14 protein-coding genes are annotated in these 17,581 nt (G+C 71.2%); 6 read left to right on the top strand and 8 right to left on the bottom strand.

The genetic code is table 11. From position 1 onward, the window contains the following. Positions 1 to 91: 91 nt before the first annotated feature. Entirely contained in the window at positions 92 to 1,225 is a 1,134-nt protein-coding gene (locus GGG17_RS06800; RefSeq protein WP_154593001.1) for an ROK family transcriptional regulator, read from the bottom strand. 122 nt (positions 1,226 to 1,347) lie between these two features. Here GGG17_RS06800 and GGG17_RS06795 point away from each other — a divergent pair, with 122 nt between their 5' ends. Next, on the top strand, positions 1,348 to 2,631 hold the full coding sequence (locus GGG17_RS06795; RefSeq protein ID WP_154593000.1) for a DUF1479 domain-containing protein: 1,284 nt from the start codon (positions 1,348 to 1,350) through the stop codon (positions 2,629 to 2,631). A 10-nt stretch (positions 2,632 to 2,641) separates the two neighbouring features. Here GGG17_RS06795 and GGG17_RS06790 read toward each other — a convergent pair whose 3' ends face one another. Continuing rightward, the gene (locus tag GGG17_RS06790; RefSeq protein ID WP_154592999.1) at positions 2,642 to 3,745 is read right to left on the bottom strand and encodes a GNAT family N-acetyltransferase; all 1,104 of its coding nucleotides are present in this window, start codon (positions 3,743 to 3,745) and stop codon (positions 2,642 to 2,644) included. Between the two features lie 325 nt (positions 3,746 to 4,070). Here GGG17_RS06790 and GGG17_RS17330 point away from each other — a divergent pair, with 325 nt between their 5' ends. Genes GGG17_RS17330 through GGG17_RS06775 form a run of 3 tightly spaced genes read left to right on the top strand, consistent with a single transcriptional unit; the run spans position 4,071 to position 6,906 of the window. Continuing rightward, positions 4,071 to 4,418 (top strand): cytochrome P450, encoded by a 348-nt coding sequence (locus GGG17_RS17330; protein ID WP_154592998.1) that lies wholly within the window; start codon positions 4,071 to 4,073, stop codon positions 4,416 to 4,418. 5 nt (positions 4,419 to 4,423) lie between these two features. After that, positions 4,424 to 5,995, top strand: coding sequence for a GMC oxidoreductase (locus GGG17_RS06780; protein WP_154592997.1), 1,572 nt, complete (start codon positions 4,424 to 4,426; stop codon positions 5,993 to 5,995). Further along, positions 5,992 to 6,906, top strand: coding sequence for an SDR family NAD(P)-dependent oxidoreductase (locus tag GGG17_RS06775; RefSeq protein ID WP_154592996.1), 915 nt, complete (start codon positions 5,992 to 5,994; stop codon positions 6,904 to 6,906). The genes GGG17_RS06780 and GGG17_RS06775 overlap by 4 nt, the downstream gene beginning before the upstream one ends. 1,388 nt (positions 6,907 to 8,294) lie before the next feature. Here the strand turns inward: GGG17_RS06775 and GGG17_RS06770 are convergent. Together GGG17_RS06770 and GGG17_RS06765 are read right to left on the bottom strand one after the other, a co-directional pair. Next, positions 8,295 to 8,942: a hypothetical protein gene (locus tag GGG17_RS06770; protein ID WP_154592995.1), complete on the bottom strand. Its 648-nt coding sequence runs from the start codon at positions 8,940 to 8,942 to the stop codon at positions 8,295 to 8,297. A gap of 248 nt (positions 8,943 to 9,190) precedes the next feature. Beyond that, positions 9,191 to 10,144: an oxygenase MpaB family protein gene (locus GGG17_RS06765; protein WP_154592994.1), complete on the bottom strand. Its 954-nt coding sequence runs from the start codon at positions 10,142 to 10,144 to the stop codon at positions 9,191 to 9,193. Here GGG17_RS06765 and GGG17_RS15965 point away from each other — a divergent pair. Beyond that, positions 10,143 to 10,352 carry a hypothetical protein gene (locus GGG17_RS15965; protein WP_195849148.1) on the top strand — a complete coding sequence of 70 codons (210 nt, stop codon included), beginning with the start codon at positions 10,143 to 10,145 and terminating at the stop codon, positions 10,350 to 10,352. The genes GGG17_RS06765 and GGG17_RS15965 overlap by 2 nt on opposite strands. Before the next feature lie 7 nt (positions 10,353 to 10,359). Here the strand turns inward: GGG17_RS15965 and metA are convergent, their stop codons facing one another. Together metA and GGG17_RS06755 are read right to left on the bottom strand one after the other, a co-directional pair. After that, positions 10,360 to 11,310, bottom strand: coding sequence for a homoserine O-acetyltransferase MetA (gene metA / locus GGG17_RS06760; RefSeq protein ID WP_154592993.1), 951 nt, complete (start codon positions 11,308 to 11,310; stop codon positions 10,360 to 10,362). Between the two features lie 158 nt (positions 11,311 to 11,468). Next, on the bottom strand, positions 11,469 to 13,163 hold the full coding sequence (locus tag GGG17_RS06755) for a GMC oxidoreductase (RefSeq protein ID WP_195849154.1): 1,695 nt from the start codon (positions 13,161 to 13,163) through the stop codon (positions 11,469 to 11,471). A gap of 268 nt (positions 13,164 to 13,431) precedes the next feature. Between GGG17_RS06755 and GGG17_RS06750 the strand changes: the two genes are divergently transcribed. After that, positions 13,432 to 14,700 (top strand): glycoside hydrolase family 32 protein, encoded by a 1,269-nt coding sequence (locus tag GGG17_RS06750; protein WP_154592991.1) that lies wholly within the window; start codon positions 13,432 to 13,434, stop codon positions 14,698 to 14,700. A 93-nt stretch (positions 14,701 to 14,793) separates the two neighbouring features. On the opposite strand, the gene GGG17_RS06745 is transcribed toward GGG17_RS06750, so the two are convergent. After that, on the bottom strand, positions 14,794 to 16,062 hold the full coding sequence (locus tag GGG17_RS06745; RefSeq protein WP_154592990.1) for an alcohol dehydrogenase catalytic domain-containing protein: 1,269 nt from the start codon (positions 16,060 to 16,062) through the stop codon (positions 14,794 to 14,796). Positions 16,063 to 16,365: 303 nt separating this feature from the next. Continuing rightward, positions 16,366 to 17,499, bottom strand: coding sequence for an ROK family transcriptional regulator (locus tag GGG17_RS06740; RefSeq protein ID WP_195849147.1), 1,134 nt, complete (start codon positions 17,497 to 17,499; stop codon positions 16,366 to 16,368). Positions 17,500 to 17,581 lie beyond the last annotated feature (82 nt).

The raw sequence follows: 17,581 nt of genomic DNA, 5'->3' as shown, positions 1-17,581 counted from the left end.
GCGCCATGGTGACAGTGCCCCGGCCCCGGGCGTGGGAGGCGTCCGGCATACGACTGCCGGGCTCGCGACCGGCCGGCAGGTCGGGACGCCGTCAGGGCACGCGGGACAGCAGGGCCGCGCGGGCCAGCTCCACGGACCGCTGCCGGGCGCCGTCGAGCGGCGCCTGCGTCCCCGTCACGCTGGTCACCACCTCGACGGGCAGCACCGCCGCCTCCGCCAGGTGGGTCCTCAGCGCGTCGACGAGCCGCGGCTCGCACCCCCACGGGCCGCTCAGCACGACGCGGCCGGGATCCACGAGGGCGATCGCCGAGCACAGCACGTCCCCGACGGCTCCCACGACGCGAGCGGCCGTGCCCTGCGCGGCACCTCGCCGCATCAGCGCTGCGACGGCGGCGACGTCGACGACCGTGCCACCGTCGACGGTGAGCCCCTCCTCGACCAGCACGTCGAGCATGCGGGGGGACGACCGGCGACCGGTCCGACCCGCCGCCGTCACCGCGTACGCCGCCTCGCCCGCCAGCCCGCGCGCCCCCCGCACCAGCCGACCGTCGGCGACCAGCGCCGCCCCGATGCCGGCCCCCAGGTACAGCTGCAGGAAGGTGTCCGTCTGCCCCTGGTGCAGCTCGGCCACCGCGGCCCAGTGGACGTCGTTGTCGATCTCGGCGGCCCCGCCGACGACGTCGCGCAGGCACGCCTCCCCCCGCACGAACGGCGACCCCGGCACATGCACGAGGCGCCCGCTGCGGTGCTCGACCGGGTCGGCGACCGAGACAGTCGTTGCAGCCACGGACGAGGCCCCCCGGGTGCCGTCGGAGGCGGTGAGGGCGGACAGCGCGCCAGCCAGCTCGCCCAGCAGCTCGTCGGCGGTGACCGTGAGGCCGACCGGCCGCTCGACCCGCCGCACGAGGCCGCCACGCACGTCCCGCGACTCCCCGACGACGAGGTGCGGACCGGCGTGCAGGGCGACGGCGAGGCCCGCCCCGGCGGCGAGCTCGTAGTAGATGCCGGACCTCCCCCGCGTGCCTTCCTGCCGGCCCGCCTCGGCCACGACGCCGAGCTCGCCGAGGCGGCGCACCGCCTCGGACACCGTCGGCTTGGACACGCCGGTGGCCTGGGCGATCTCGGCCCGGGTCTGCCGCCCGGCGTCGACCAGCGACTCGAGCACGATCCGGTCGGTGGCGCCCCGGACGAGGCCGAGGCCCGTGGGGGCGGTGGCTGACGTCATACGGCCCTCGTCTCTCCCGTGTCCGGGGGCGGCCCGGAACGGTTAGTTAGGAACCCTTGCAAAATAGCAGACGCCCTGCCACCCTTTCAGTAAGGAGCCACAACGAAGTCGTAGGAGCAGCCATGACGGTCAACGACCTGCCCGCCCTCCCCCACTGGGAGACCACGCCGGCGGACCTGCCCGCCGCCATCCGCGAGATCAAGGCCGCGCTGCGCGCCCGCATCGCCGCGAGCGGCCGCACCGTCGAGGAGGTCTTCGCCGTCGTCGAGGCGAAGGTCCGCGAGGAGGTGGAGGCGATCCGCGCCGACCGGGAGGCCGGCCGCCCCGTCTGGCCCGAGATCGACTACGCCGACATCGAGTCCGGCACGGTCTCGGCCGAGCAGCTCGCCCTGCTGCGCCGCCGCGGCTGCGCCGTCGTCCGCGGGCACTTCCCGCGCGAGCAGGCCGAGGCCTGGGACCGCGAGGTCGTCGACTACGTGGACCGCAACCGGTTCTTCGAGGACTACCGCGGGCCGGGGGACGACTTCTTCGGCACGGTGGGGTCCAAGCCCGAGATCTACCCCGTCTACTGGTCGCACCCGCAGATGGAGGCCCGCCAGCACCCGCGGATGGCGCGCGTCCAGGCCTTCCTCAACGGGCTGTGGACGCACGAGTCGGAGGGGCGCAGCTGGTTCGACCCGGACCGCGACTCGCTCTATCCCGACCGCATCCGTCGTCGTCCGCCGGGCGCGTCCAGCAAGGGCCTCGGCTCCCACCTCGACCCCGGCACCCTCGACCTGTGGATGAGCGAGGGCTACCAGCGCCACTTCCGGCACCTGTTCGACGGGCGCCCGGAGGAGTACGACCCCTGGGACGCCGCCTACCGCACCGAGGCCGCGCAGTACCCCGGCTCGACGATGTGCTCGGCCTTCCGCACCTTCCAGGGATGGACCGCGCTGTCCGAGATGCGCCACGACCAGGGCGTGCTCTACACCGTCCCGATCCCGCACGCCATGGCCTACCTCATGCTGCGGCCGCTGCTGGCGGACGTGCCCGAGGACTCCATGTGCGGCGTCACGGTCAACCAGGTCTTTCCCGCCGACGAGCAGTGGCACCCGCTGCTCCTCGAGGCCACCGCCGGGATCCCGGACGTGGCGCCCGGCGACTCCGTGTGGTGGCACTGCGACATGATCCACGGCGTCGAGCCCGTCCAGGACCAGCAGGGGTGGGGCAACGTGATGTACATCCCCGCCGCGCCCTGGTGCGCCAAGAACGAGGCGTACGCCGACCACGTCCGCAAGGCCTTCCGCGCCGGCGAGTCCCCCTACGACTTCCCGGAGGAGCACTACGAGGCGAGCTGGCCGGACCGCTTCCGCGAGGACGAGCTCAACGACGCCGGGCGCCGCGGCATGGGTCTGGTCGACTGACTGCGGCGGCTCACACCTCGACGTCCCGGTGCCAGGAGCAGGTGCGGTAGGCCGTCTCCCAGCCGAGCGAGCGATAGAGCGCGTCGGCGCCCGTCGGGGAGTCGTCGTCGACCTCGAGTCCGACCCGGTTGCGGTCCTGCAGCGCGGCGTCGCCGATCGCCGTGTGCAGCAGCGCCTTGGCGACGCCGCGTCCCCGGGCGCGGCGGTGCACGCCGATGTAGTCGACATAGCTGCCCAGCACCCCGTCGCGGTCCGGGGCGAGGACCGTGCCGACGAGGGCGCCGCCGGCGAGCCAGCCGCCGCCCCCGGCGTCGTCCCCTGCAGCTTCCCCGGCGCCGCCGCGCACCTCCGCCAGCCACCACGAGTCCCAGCGGTGCCCCGGGTCCTCCTGCAGCCGCTGCACGAACTCCGGGAAGCTCTCGCGATAGCTGTTGAAGTGGTCGGCGAACGACTCCTCGAGCATCTCGTGGATGATCTGGATGTCCTCGGCGAGGGGAAGTCCGTTGGTGTGCAACCGGACCCGCCGCACCCGGACCCCCTCCCGCGGGGCGGGGAGGGTGGCCGGGTGGTCGCCCTCGGGGTCGACCGGCCGGCTCATCTGCAGCCACGTGCGCGTGGGCCGGAAGCCGGCGCCTCGCAGCCACCCCGCCTGACGCTCGTCACCGGCATACGAGCCCGTGTCGATCTGGGTGGAGCCCAGGCGTCGCAGGTGGGCGACGGCGCGAGCCGCGTCCTCCACCCAGCCGAGCAGGGCACGCGCCACGGCGTCCTCGGTCCCCGCGCCGAGCTGCTCGTCGAGGTCGGGCTCGACGGTGACGTGCGCGAGGACCCGCCCGGCGGCGCGGTCGTGCACCGCGGACCACCCGCGGACCATCCCCACGGGGTCGACGACCACGGCCTGGCGCCGGGTCCAGGACGCGACGCCGGTGATCTCGAGCAGCACCGTGCGGACGTCCGGAGTCGCACCGGGCACCGACCGGTCCGTCACGGCGCAGCGGAGCCAGGCGAGCCGATGGACGTCCCGCTCGTCCGGGACCCGGAGCGCCCACCCGGGGGGCAGCCCCTCGACGGGCAGGGTCGCGCGGCGCAGGGACGGCGGTGTCGTCTCGGGCATGCGTCCCATCATCGCAGCCGGTGCCCCAGCCGCACGCGGCGTGGGCGCCCGCCCCGGTGACCCGGTGACGAGCGCCCACGACGTGCAGGAGCAGGTGGCGGTCAGTGCTTCTTGGTGACCGCGCTCAGGGCGTCGACGATGCCGTCGCCGTAGAAGCTGGACACCCGGACGGCAGCCGGGACACTTCGACGAGATGCAGGGACAGGGGCAGCAAGATGTCAATCTCAGAAACTCGTGACGCCGTAAAGCGTGGAGAAGAGGCCTTGATGGCTTCATTCAACCGCTTCCAGAAGCCGCCCAAGGATCCAATGAACAATGGGCAGCATTGGTTCTACGCCGCGCCCTGACCGATGTTAATCTGCACGGCGTCGATATCCCGGCGGGGTCGCTCGTCCACGTCCTACTCGCCTCCGCGAACCGCGACCCGCGCCAGTACCCCGACCCCGACACCTTCGACATCTCACGACCCACCATCGAACGCCACATGGCCTTCGGGGGCGGGCCCCACTTCTGCCCAGGAACCGCCCTATCCCGCCTACTGGCAGACCTCAGTTTCCGCAGTTGGTACCCCCACGTGCACCGGCTCTCCCTCGACCCCGCCGACCCCCCGACTCTGCGCCTGACGCAGGGTTCCTTCGGCTTCGCCCGCCTTCCCTTCATCATCGGAGACTGAAGATCATGCACACCACAGGTACCCCCAGCCGACGAGCTGTCCTGACAGCCGCGGCCGCCACCGCCGCAACAACAGCCACAGCCGCTGCGTCTACTACGCGTCCGGCATACGCCGCCTCCGACGCGACAGCCGTCGTCATTATCGGAAGTGGCTACGCCGGAGCAGTCGCCGCGCTGCGACTTGCCCAAGCCGGTATTCGCTCCATCGTCCTAGAACGAGGGCGTCGCTGGCAGACCGACGGCGTCACCCCCGTCTTCGCCACCCCCGACCGGCTGGACGGGCGAGCCTTCTGGCTGTCCAACACCTCACCAGTAGTCCCGGGGTTCGTCCCGCTCTCCACCGGCGTACTGGAGGCCAACATCGGCGCGGGAATTACCGCTCTCGCAGGCTCTGGTGTCGGAGGCGGTTCCCTGGTCAACAATGCCGTCATGATGGTGCCTCGCCGAGACCATTTCACTAGTTCCTTCGGAGCTACCCTCGGTTACGACGAGATGGCTACCCGGTGGTACCCGCGCGCACGCGACCTGATCGGCGCCACCCCTATCCCCGACGATGTCCTGCAGTCGCCTCAGTACGCCAACGCACGACAGGCCCGAACCGAGCTCGAGCGTGCTGGCATCGATACAGTTCTCGCCGACATCGCCGTTGACTGGGAACGCGTCCGAGGCGAGATGGCCGGCCGATACATCCCTTCCCTCATCAAGGGTGACTGCATCCTCGGCGTCAACAGCGGCGCAAAGCGATCCGTAGACCGCACCATCCTCGCCGCGGCGGAGAAGACAGGCCTGGTGGAGGTCCGCCCTCTCAGCAGGGTCAAGGCGCTGGCCAGTGCGGGGGCCAGTGGGTGGACCGTCACTGTCGAAAAGCTCTCCCTCGCCGGTGCAGTCACCCAGACCTACGCACTCGGCTCCCCCAAGGTGATCCTTGCAGCCGGATCGCTCGGTTCTAGTCGGCTCCTCATGGCCGCGCGCGCTGCACGCACAGCCCCCATCCCCAGCACCGTGGGTACCCAGTGGGGAACTAACGGCGACACCATCGTCCTGCTCGGAGGCACCGTAAACCCGCAGCCGGCAGTCGGCGGTCCAGCACACGTCGTCGGGCGCCGCTGGGACGGCCTGACCCCGCCCGTCAGCATGCTGAATTTCCCCGTCGGCGTCCCGATTGTCGACGCCATCGCCCGAGAGTCACTGTGCACCAGCATCGTCCCCCCCAAGGGATACCTGGCTGGCTTCGCTGGCGTCTACGCGCCCGTCTGGCCCGAACTGCCCGGCGCCCCCACCCCCGTCGCGGCCTCCGTCAACGCGCTCACCACCAAGATCACCGACGCCAACCCTGGACGGACCGCCCTCATCTCCAGCAGCCTGCTCACCTCCCATGCCCTAGGCGGAGCACTCCTGGGTAAGTCGACTGACCAGTACGGACAGGTCCTCGGCTGCTCCGGACTCTACGTCATGGATGCTTCGCTCATCCCCGGTTCCACCGGCGCAGTACCCCCGGCCCTGACCGTGACAGCTCTTGCCGACCGCTGCATCACTAAAGCCCTCACCGACGGCCATTTCGAAGGATTCCCGCGATGAAGGTCCTACTCACCGGCGCAACGTCGGGACTCGGGTGGAATACCGCCCACGTCCTCGCATCCGCCGGCCACGACGTCACTGTTCTGGCCCGGAACATGGACAAGGCTGACGCACTCAAACAGTCGATCGCCGCGGCCTCCCACCCTGCTGGCCAAGTCCGTGCGATCCAGTGCGATCTGGCAGACCTCGCATCAGTAGCGCATGCCGCGCGCACGCTGGCTAAGGAGGCGGACACCTTCGACAGCATTGTCATGAACGCCGGACTGCAGGTCGTCAGGGGCATCGAGCACTCCGTGGATGGGCTCGAGCTCACCATGGCCACCAACGTCCTCGGCCACTTCCTACTCTACCGACAGTTGCGGGACAAACTGCCCACCGGCGCCCGCGTCATCACGCTAGGGTCTGAGACCCATCGAGGAGGACCACGCGCTTGGGGCTTCCCTGCGGCCCAGTGGAACGACCCAGCACTGTTGTTCTTTCCCCCGAGCGATGCATCCACGAGTTCGCAGGCGGGGCGCGTGCGCTACTCGACGAGCAAGTTGTGCTCGATTTACATGGCCTACGAGATCGACCGCCGCGACAAGTCCCATGGGATCCGATCCTTCGCCTTCGATCCCGGTCTCATGCCCGCCACGGGACTGGCGCGCGATTACCCGCCGCTTGTGCGCTCGATATACACCGGAATCGCCGGCGCAATCGCCAAGTTCCCAGAAGCGAATACCGTCGAAGAGTCGTCCCGCAACCTTTCCTGGCTCGCCACCGATCCGGCCGCCCTCCAATTCGGAGGTACCTACGTGACCCGCAGGTCCCCTCGCCCCAGCTCGCCACTGTCCTACGATGTTGCCAATGCGCAGCTGCTATGGGACTACTGCACCCAACTGACTGACCCTTACATGGATCCGCGCCTCTGAAAAAAGGAGCACTACCACGGCATTGATGTACACAGCAAGGGATGGCGCCGTTGCACTGGCAGTCGAATGCTCCGGCTGTCAGGGCGATCGGTGCCACCCGACCTCGGGCGCTCCTCGCTCCCACCCGCAAGAGTCCTCCGCCTGCGATGGGTGGTCGTCCGCGCGGCGGGCAGAGTACCTACGAGGCCGCTCCACGGCTCGGCGAGCCCTGGAGTGTGCCACGCAGGACACCCTGCCTACGCACTCTGCGAGCATGGCTAATAGTCATCATGACCAGCCGTGGGTCGACAGAGGAGAATTCGGCCAACCCGTTCTACGCGAGGCAGGCCCGTGGGCCGTCAGCCTTGCTCACGCCGGACCCTGCGTAGCAGCGCTGGTGCACGACTGCGCGACTCCCCTCGGCCTCGATGTCGAGATGATTTCTGAAAGAACCCTCAGCATTGCCTCTCGCACGTTCCAAACCCCTGCCCACGCGATCGGGCTGCACGATTTAACACCGATTCGCACCTGGACAGCCGCGGAAGCCCTCAGCAAGGCTATCCGTACAGGCTTCACCATTAATACGGAATTATTTGAATCGTCGATCGTCAGCAGGGACGGCGACGTCGCCCACCACAGCTACGCACATTTCCCCCAATACGCAGCATTGACCTGGCGGGAGGGATCCGTTGTGTTCGCGATCGCAGCCCCTCGCCGCCTCGTTACGTCAGGTCAATTCAGCCCCCTCACCTGGCCATCACCAACAGCCTGCCCTAGTAGCCACACCTGCCGTGCGACCCTCATGAATTAACGCAGGCTGATGAGGCCGATCGAGCGCATCTCACCGGTCATTTCCTGTCGGTTTTGCCAAACGCGGTCGGGGCAGGGACCGGGGCGAAGAACCCGTGCGCGGGAATCCGCGCACGGGTTCTCTCCCGCCGACCTCGCTCTCGACGGCGCTGCTCTCCAGGTGGAAGGTGGCGCCGTCGGCGTACCCTGGCCCTCCCCAATCGTCCCCTCTCACGGAGACACCTCGTGCCCGATGCTGCATCATCGCTGTCGGCGCCGGCTCAGGCGCTCGACGTCGTCCACGCGGCCTGGATCGGCTACGGGTCACCGGCACCACCCGGCCTCGCCGAGGAAGGCTCCTGCGCGTGTTGCGGGCGCTTCGGGAAGGTCCAGCCGGTCCGTACCGCGTTGACGAAGAAGTTCGCGTCCTTCGACGGGTGGATCCGCCAGGACGGCGGCGTGTGCCCCGCATGCCTGTGGTCGTACACCACCGTCTCGCTCCGCCTGCGCCCGCAGCTCGTCACCCGCGGCCTCGTGGCCGTCGAGGAGCTCACATTGCCACGGCTGCGGGAGATCCTCGGCGATCCTGTGGGCCCGGAGGCGGCCATCTCGGTGCCCCTTCACCCCGAGCGCAACAAGCACGTGCTGCCCCTGGCCCAGTGGGGTCGACTGGTAGCAGACGACGCAGTCGTGGCGTGGACGGCGGCCGATGCCGGCCTTCTCCACGTCCTGGGCGAGCTGCGCGATCTGGGGGTGTCGATCACGACCACCCGGACCCCGCGGCCCATGGCGATGCGGTGGGCCTCTGCGGTGCGGATCATCCGCATGTTCCACTGCAGGGGTGCGAGCGGCTCGCCGTTGGTGTCGACGCTCGGGGCCGGGGCCTTCTTGCCACGGGCCTGGGCGCGCTCGGCCTTCAACCGCTCGATGTCGGACGCGGACGCCTTGGCCGGCTTGCGGCTGAAGCCCACCACGCGGTCGGCGGCGGCGGTCTCGACCGCGTCCGCGCCGCGCACGTCGCCGGTGAAGCGGGACGTGGTGGTGGTGACGGTGTAGAGACCGATGGCGGAGTCGACGGCGGTGACGCTGCCGCCGGCGCGGGTGATGGCGTCACGGACGGCACCGTCCGCGGCGCCGGACCGGGCGAGCACCAGGACCGAGCGAGCGGGTCCGTCCTGGTCTGCGGAGGCGGGGGTCGCCGCGGCCAAGCCGGCGAGGACCGTCGAGGCACCGAGAGCGGCGGCCAGGACACGTCGTTGTGTGATCACGATGAGCTCCTGCAGGGATGGGATGGGGTGGGGATGGGGCGGGGATGGGGTGGGGCCCGTCCGAAAAGGGCGGGATCGCCCGACCCTGCCCGTCACCCGCCCGCGGGGCAAGCGCCAGAGGGGTGGACCTGCGCCACGCGGGATTTCGCGCCTGGGGGACACCTCACCGTGCACCCGAGGTCCACCCTGGCGACCACCCGCGCGCCACCCCGGCGAGGCCCCTCAGCAGCACGGAGGGGCCGACACGCTCAACGGCGCTGGTCACCCTCCCCGCCCGCGGCGAGCGCCGCGCGCGAGCGTGACTCGTTGGCCACCGCCGGGTCGGACATCACCCACCGGGTGGTCGCCGTGGAGGCGCGCCCGAGCGGGAGCCCCACCACCCGGTCGAGCACCCCGGTCACGGGGTCGGGCAGGACGGACAGCCCCAGCATCTGCCGCGCCCAGGGCGGCAGGGTCGCGATCGCGCCCACCGCGAGGGTCCAGTAGCCGAGCCGGGCGGCCGGGTCGATCGGTGGCGTCAGCAGCAGGAACCGCGCGGCCTCCGTCGCGGCAGCCGTCGTCACCAGCTCGCCGCGGTAGGACTCGACGGCCTGCAGCAGCTCGGCGTAGGTCTGCGGCAGGTCCGCGAGCGGCACCCCGAGCCGCGAGGACACGTGCGCCGACTGAGCGACGTACTCGTCAAGCCGGGCCGGGGTCAGTCGGCTCGCGCCGAAGGCCTGGTAGGTGGCGAGGAAGCTCTCGGCCTCGGCGACGTGCACCCACCGCAGCAGGTGCGGGTCGTTCGCGGCATACGGGCGGCCGCCCGGGGTGCTCCCGACCACCCGTCCGTGCAGGTGCCGGATCGCCTCGATGGTCGCCTCCGCGTGCCGCACCGTGCCGTAGGTCGTGATGGCGATGTAGTGGCTGGTGCGCTGCAGCCTGCCCCACGGGTCGCCCTTGTAGCCGCTGTGGTCCGCCACGCCGGCCATCGCCAGCGGGTGCAGGGACTGCAGCAGCAGGGCTCGCAGGCCGCCGCTGAACATGCTGGTGTCGGCGTGGACCTGCCAGATGGCGTCGTCCGGCCCGAACCACCGCTCCCCCACCGCGCCCCAGATCTGGTCGGCCCGGCGGTCGGCGTCCGTGCCGGCGATACGCTCGCGCAGCCCCAGCGCCACCCGGGTCCGCAGCCGTGCCGTGTGGTCCTGCACCCTCCCCAGTCGCATGCTCCTAGCCTCGCAGGCTCTCGGCGGGTTGACGACCCGCGACACCTGCCGTCGTCGACCACGAGGCGCTGCTGCTGGGTGGCCGGTCAGCGAGCGCCCGGGCGCGGCGGCCGCGGCGAGCGCGGTGACCCACGTGCACGCCGGCGCTCCGGCATACCCGCTGGTCCACGCGGACGCCGATCGGCTGGGCGCCAGCCCGCTGCGATGACGCCCGCTCAGATGACGTACGAGTCCGCCCGCCTGGCCGCGCGCTGCATCTCGGCCAGGTCGTACGGCGTGCGCTGGTAGACGTAGTAGTTGAGCCAGTTGGCGTAGAGCAGGAACGCGTGGCTGCGCCAGGTGACTCGCGGTGGCTGCGTCGGGTCGTCGTCCGGGAAGTAGCCCACCGGCACCTCGATCGGCAGGCCCTTGGACGCGTCGCGGTGGTACTCCAGCGCGAGCGTGTCCGCCTCGTACTCCGGGTGGCCGGTGACGAAGAGCTGCCGCCCGTCGCGGGACTGCGCGAGGTAGAGGCCGGCGGTCTCGGAGGTGGCGAGCACCTGCAGCTGGGGATGCGCCTGCACCTCCTCCAGGGGCGTGCCCGTATGCCGGGAGTGCGGCGCGGTGAAGGTCTCGTCGTAGCCGCTGACGATGCGGGCGCGAGGGTCGAGCACCCGGTGCTCGAAGACGCCGAACATCTTGTCCGGCAGCTCGACCTTGCCGATGTCGTAGTGCCGGTAGAGCCCGGCCTGCGCGCCCCAGCACACGTGCATGGTCGAGTAGACGTGGTCGGCGCTCCAGTCGAGGATCGCGCACAGCTCGTCCCAGTAGTCCACCGCCTCGAAGGGCAGCTTCTCGACCGGCGCCCCCGTGATCACCAGGCCGTCGAAGCGCTCGTCCCGGATCTGCTCGAAGGTGCGGTAGAAGGTGTCCAGGTGCTCGGTGGAGGTGTTGCGGGACTCGTGCGAGCACATCCGCACGAGGGTGATCTCGACCTGCAGCGGGGAGTTGGCGAGCAGCCGCAGCAGCTGGGTCTCGGTGACGATCTTGGTCGGCATGAGGTTGACGATGGCGATGCGCAGCGGGCGGATGTCCTGGTGCCCGGCGCGCTCGCTCGACATGACGAAGACGTTCTCGGACTCGAGCGTGCGGCGCGCCGGCAGGGCGCGAGGGACGTTGACCGGCAACGGGATCGACCTCCTCGATCGGGCTGGACCTCGACCGAGGCCCGCGTGACCGCGTCGACGGTGGCCGCGCGGCCGGGTCTGCCCTCGAGAGGCACCGGCGCGGAACCGGGTGCCGAGCGACCTCCTCGAGGTGATCGGTCGCTGCTCTGGACCCGCTGTCAGCCTGCCACAGACCCGGCGTCGGAGCCCAGGCCCTCCCATGAGGCGAGACGTCGGTAGGGCTCCCCCTGCGCCGGCCGCCGGTCCTGCTCCCCGCGCCGCGGCCACAGCGCGCACGCCCGCTCGGCCTGGGCGGTGATCGTCAGCGACGGGTTGACGCCGAGGTTGGCGCTGACGGCGGCGCCGTCCAGCACCGAGATGCCGGGGTATCCCCACACCCGCTGGTAGGGGTCGACGACGCCGGTCGCCGGGTCGTCCGAGATGACCGCGCCGCCGAGGTAGTGCGCCGTCATCGGCATGTCGACGACCTCCCCGACGCTGCCGCGCGCGTCCGCCGGCACGCCGGTGAGCGCCTGGAGGTGACGGGCCATGGTGCGCAACGCCGTGTGCCCCACGGGGATCCACGTGGGGTTGGGCTCGCCGTGGCCCTGCCGGCTGGTCATGGAGTGGCCTCCGAGCAGGCCCCGGCGATAGCTGGTCGTCAGCGAGTTGTCGCAACTCTGCATGACCAGGCCGATGACGGTGCGCTCGCTCCAGCGCCGCAGCCACAGCGACCGGGCCGCGCCGAGCGGGTCACGGGCCACCTCGCCGAGGTAGCGCACGACCCTCGGCACCCGGCCGCCCCCGGGCACGAGCAGCGCGGTCAGCCCACCCATGAGGTTGGACCCGACGCCGTAGCGGCAGTTCTCGACGTGCGTGTCCTGGTCCGGGTGGAAGGACGAGGTGATGGCGACGCCCCGGGTCAGGTCCACGCCGGGCGGGACGCGACGGGTGCCGGCCCCGCCGATCATCTCGGAGTTGGTGCGCGTGAGCCGACCGAGGGCCGGTGACAGCCGCGGCAGGTCGCCGGTGTGCCGCAGCCGGTGGAGCAGGCGGCTCGTCCCGAAGGCGCCGGCCGCCAGCACGACATACGTCGCCGTCGTCTCGCGACGGTCGCGGCCCACCCAGGCGCCGGTGCGCTCGTGCTCGACCCGGTAGCCGCGCTCGGGGCGGGACGGGTCGATGGGCCGGACCCGCGTCACGGTCCGGCGCTCGCGCACGAGCGTGCCGAGCCGCTCGGCGAGCGCAAGGTAGTTCTTGACCAGGGTGTTCTTGGCGCCGACGCGACACCCGACCATGCAGTTGCCGCACTCGGTGCAGCCCGTGCGCGCCGGCCCCTCCCCGCCGAAGTAGGGGTCGGGGACCGTCTCGCCCGGCCGTCCGAAGTAGATCCCGACCGGCGTCCTGCGGTAGCTGTCCTGCACGCCCAGCTCGCGCGCGACGTCGAGCATCAGCCGCTCCACGGGCCCGTCGCAGGGGTTGGTGACGACCCCGAGCATCCGCGTGGCCTCGTCGTAGTGCGGCGCGAGCTCGCTCTCCCAGTCGGTGATGTGCGCCCACTGCCGGTCGGCGTAGAACGGGCCGTGCGGGCGGTAGAGCGTGCACGCGTAGTTGAGCGATCCCCCGCCGACGCCCGCGCCCGCGAGGACGAGCACGTCGGGCAGCCGGTGGATGCGCTGCACCCCGAAGCACCCGAGCCGCGGCGCCCACAGGAACCTCCGCACGTCCCAGCTGGTCTTGGCGAAGTCCTCGTCGGCGAACCTGCGGCCGGCCTCGAGCACCTCGACGCGGTAACCCTTCTCGGCGAGCCGGAGGGCCGCCACCGAGCCCCCGAAGCCGGACCCCACCACCAGCACGTCGACGTCCGTCCGCAGCTCGTGCGTCCGCAGCTCGTCCGTCCGCAGCTCATCCGTCCGCAGCTCGTCGGTCGGCAGCTCGTCGGTCACCTGCTCCACGCGGCACCTCTCCCTGGGGTCGCACCCCCGGCCGTATGGCGCGCCCGCCCCGTCGCGGGGTCGCCGTCCGCCGCGTCGCTGCGACGTGTGGAGCAGGCTACGCGTCGGTAGCAGAGCCACGCAGCCCGGAGCTCGTTGGACGAGACGCCCGCAGGCCCGTCGCGGCCGGCTCGGGCATCCTTGACCCATGTCGCAGGTGCCGCCCGTCGTCCCGACCCACCACGTCCGACCGCGCCGCGGCTGGCTCAACGACCCCAACGGGATGACCCGCCACGGCGACCGGTGGCACGTGTTCTACCAGCACAACCCAGAGGCCGCCGTGCACGACCTCATCCACTGGGGTCACGCGTCCAGCCCGGACCTCGTCCGCTGGACCGAGCACCCGGTGGCCTTCGGGCCGACCCCGGACGGCCCGGACCGCTTCGGCTGCTGGTCGGGGGTGTTCGTGCCCGGGCTGGACCGGCCCGCGGTGGCGTACTCAGGGGTGGTCGACGAGACCTTCGCGAGCACGGTCTGCCTGCGGTGGGCCCTCGACGACGAGCTGGACCGGTGGTCCGAGCCGGTCGTCGTGGCGACCACGCCCTCGGCGGACCGGGTGTCGGTCATGCGGGACCCCTTCGTCTTCACCCACGGTGGGCGTCGGTGGGCGCTGCTGGGGGCGGGCCTCGATGACAGCACCCCCGCCGTCCTGCTCTACTCGTGCGACGACATCCTCGCCTGGGGCTACGTCGGGCTCTGGCTCACCCACGCGGATCCCGTCGCGGCACAGCACGCTCCGGCCGACATCTGGGAGTGCCCACAGCTCGTGTACACCCCTGGCGGCACGGCGCTGGTGCTGAGCCTGCAGCACGAGACGATCCTCGACCGGGCGGTGTGGTTGGTGGGCGACCTCGCCACCGATGGGGATGGTCGTCCGACCTTCGTCGCCCGCACCGGCGGTCCGCTGGACGCGGGCGACGTGCTCTATGCGCCGCAGGTCCTGCAGGACGAGCCCGAGCCCCTGCTGCTGGGGTGGGTGCGCCAGGACGGCATCCCCGCGGACCCGGCGGACCTGGAGGAGCAGGTCGCCGACCTCGTCGCGGGCTGCCTGACCTTCCCGCGCCGCCTGAGCGTCGAGGGGGACGAGCTCCGGAGCCGGCTGGATCCGGCGGTGGGGACACTGATGGACCCAGGCGCTGATCGACCCCTCGCTGCCGGCGACGCTGCCGTGGTAGAGCTCTCCGGCCTCGTGCGCGTGCCCGGCGGCCCCGGCACCTGGCGGCTCACGGGTCTGACGGCCGAGCTCGGCGGGCCGGTCGGGGACGGCGTTGACGTGTGGATCGACGGCGAGGTGGTCGAGGTCTACCCCCGCGACGGCAGCGCACCGAGCACGTGGCATGACGTGGGCACCCGCACCTGGACCGTCGAGACCGACGTCGCCGCCCGGATCCACGCACTCACCCCTGAGCCGCGCTGAGGGCCCCGCCCGTCGAGGCGGTGGGCGATCGTCATACGGCCGCGGCCCCCTCCCGGGCCGGGGAGGGGGCCGCACGACCAGCCGGTCAGGCGATCACTCGACGCTCGAGGTCGTCTTGTGCGCGAGGAGGTACTTCTCGGCCTCCTCGTTCCAAATGTTGTTGTTGCGGCCGCAGATCTCCGCGAGGCCGGCGAAGAACTCGTCGTCCTTGCCCAGCTCGGCGAAGTCGTCGATCGCGGTGAGCGGCATCCGGACCCAGGGGTAGATGAGCTTCTTGCCGCCGGGGATGTTGGGGTAGTCGAGGACCGTCTCGGGCACGGAGTCCAGGCCGCCGATGTGGGTGACCATGAACGACGGGTTCAGCTCGCCGCGGGCGGACATCTCGAGGGACTCGATCATGTCGCCGGTGGAGCCACCCGAGGTGCCGACGATGTGCGTGGACTCGTAGTGCACGTTGTAGAAGTTGAAGTCGGCGACGAACTTCTTGTCCGTCGGGCCGGCGAAGAAGTTGAGGCAGCCGTCGAAGCCGAGGATCTGGTCGCCCAGCTCGACGAGGGCCTTGACGGGGGCGTAGACGAAGACGTCGTCGTAGCCCTTGCCCTCCGGGGTGAGCTCGCGCAGCATCTGCACGGGGTCGCCACCGGTGGTGTTGACGTAGCGCAGGTCGACGCCCTTGGCCTTGGCGTCCTCGACGGTGATCAGGCTGGCGACGCGGTCGAGGCGGGCCTGGTCGATGTCGACGACGACCAGCAGCGACGGGGTGTAGGGGCCGTTGATGGCGTACTCGATCGCGCCGATGCCCATCGGGCCCGCGCAGCCGAGCAGGGCCATCTTGCCGCCCTTGACCGGGCCCATGAAGTGCTCGTAGACGAACGGCTTCGTGTGGTACTGGGCGTGGAACCCGCCGATGATGCACGACATCGGCTCGGCGAGACCGGCATTCGCGAAGTAGGTGCCGTCGTAGCTGAGGACGCAGCCCTTGTCGATCGCGATCTTGGGGATGATCGTGTAGTGGGTGTCGCCACCGAAGTAGGGGTAGGAGTAGCCGCTGGAGTAGCCGTTCTCCAGACCCATGGCGGGCTGGATGGCGATGAGCTGACCCACCGTGTAGTCGTCCGCGTAGTCAGCGCCGACCTCGACGATCTCGCCGGCGAACTCGTGGCCGGCCATGACGGGGACCTCGGAGATGTTCGGCGGGACGCGCTTGTGGTCCTCGCCGAGGATGGTGGCCTTGTACGTCGACATGCAGATGCTGTCCGACATGACCTTCATGAGGATCTCGTCGCGCCCGATGGGGGGAAGCTCGACGTCGGTGACCTTGATCTTGCCCTTGCCGTGGATGACGGCCGCTTCAGTGCGCATGCCTTCACCGTATGCCGTCGCCCGTCTTTTGTCTATAGGTTGACTAAAGTGGCGCGCTGGGGGCAGGCCTCCGCCCTGGCAGCCTGGGGTGGCTGTCCGGGTGGGCGGGCGTGTCGGGTCAGGCGGTGAGGGCGTGCCCGTGTGGTGGGTCGCTGTCTGGTGGGTTGCCGTCGGGTGGTGGTGCGGGGTCGGGGCTGGTCTCGGGGCTGGTGTCGGGGTCGGGGCTGGCGCTCGCGGGTGGGGCGGGGTGCCAGCCGGTCCATGTGTGGATCACGTCCCAGTGGACGCGGGAGGGAACAAGGCTCAGGACGAGACGAGCCGCGAGATGCGCGCCGGCTCGAAGTAGGCGTCCGCCGCCAGCCGCACGGCCCCGGCCAGCCCGGACCGACCGCCGAGGAGCGTCGTGCGCAGGCTGAGGGTCTGGAGGGCGTACTCCCCCGCACCCTCGTCGAGCGCCCGGCGCAGCGGCGCCATGAGCACGCCGCCGGCACCGGAGAGCGCGCCACCGACCACGACGGTCGTGGGGTTGAGCAGGCGCACCACCTCCGCGAGGGACCGGCCGAGGGCCTCCCCCACCTCGCCGACCAGCTGGCAGGCCAGCGGGTGGCCGTCCTCGACGAGCGACACCAGGTCGAAGCTCGTCGTGGCCGCAACCCCATGGGATGCCAGGCGCTCTCGCACGACATACCCGCTGGCGACGTCCTCGAGGCGGCGCAGACGGCCGTCAGGCCCGGGCAGCGTCAGCACGCCCACTCCCCCACGTTCGCCGCGATAGACCCGCCCGTCGAGCACGAACGCGCAGCTGATCCCCATGCCGACCCGCAGCACCACGGTGTGGTCGCCCGCCCCCAGCGCCGCGTGCTCGGCGACCGCCATCGTGTTGACATCCCGGTCGACGACCTGCACGTCGCCGCGGACCGTGAGGAGGTCGGTGAATCGCACCCCTTCCCAAGCGCTCTCGCGCAGCGGCGCCCCGATGACCCCGCTACGGAGGTCGACCGGTCCCGGCACGCCGACCCCGACGGCCCGCACATCGGCGGGCGACCGCCCGATCCCGGCCAGCAGCGCGGTGATGCGTGCGTCGACCCAAGCGGCCACGCCGCCCGGCCCGGTGGGGAGCCCGATGTCGGCCCCGTCCTCGGCCAGGAACCCGCCGGCCATGTCGGTGATCCCGACGCGGGTGTAGGAGCCGCCCACGTCGATGCCGACGAGCAGGCCGAGGTCGTCGTCGACGGCGAAGGTCTCGGCGGGCCGACCCCCCTCGCTGGCCCCGAGGCCCCGGCTCACGACGAAGCCGGCGGCGAGCAGCTCGTCCAGCCGTTTGCCGACGGTCATGCGCGCCCAGCCGAGGCCGTCCACCAGCCCGCGCCGGGTCGTCGGACCGTGCTCGCGCAGGTGCGCCAGCACCTCACCGGCACCGGTCTCGGTCGCAGCCATGGGGTCCACCTCCTCGCGGGCGATGTCCCGCCGCCATCGCGTCGGACCAGGTCGGCCAGACCTTTTGAGCATAGCTGCACCA

Origin of the sequence: Arsenicicoccus cauae, assembly GCF_009707125.1 — a bacterium.
In the GTDB taxonomy this organism is placed as follows: Bacteria; Actinomycetota; Actinomycetes; order Actinomycetales; family Dermatophilaceae; genus Arsenicicoccus; species Arsenicicoccus cauae.
This window is presented reverse-complemented; position numbering and strand designations above follow the sequence as displayed.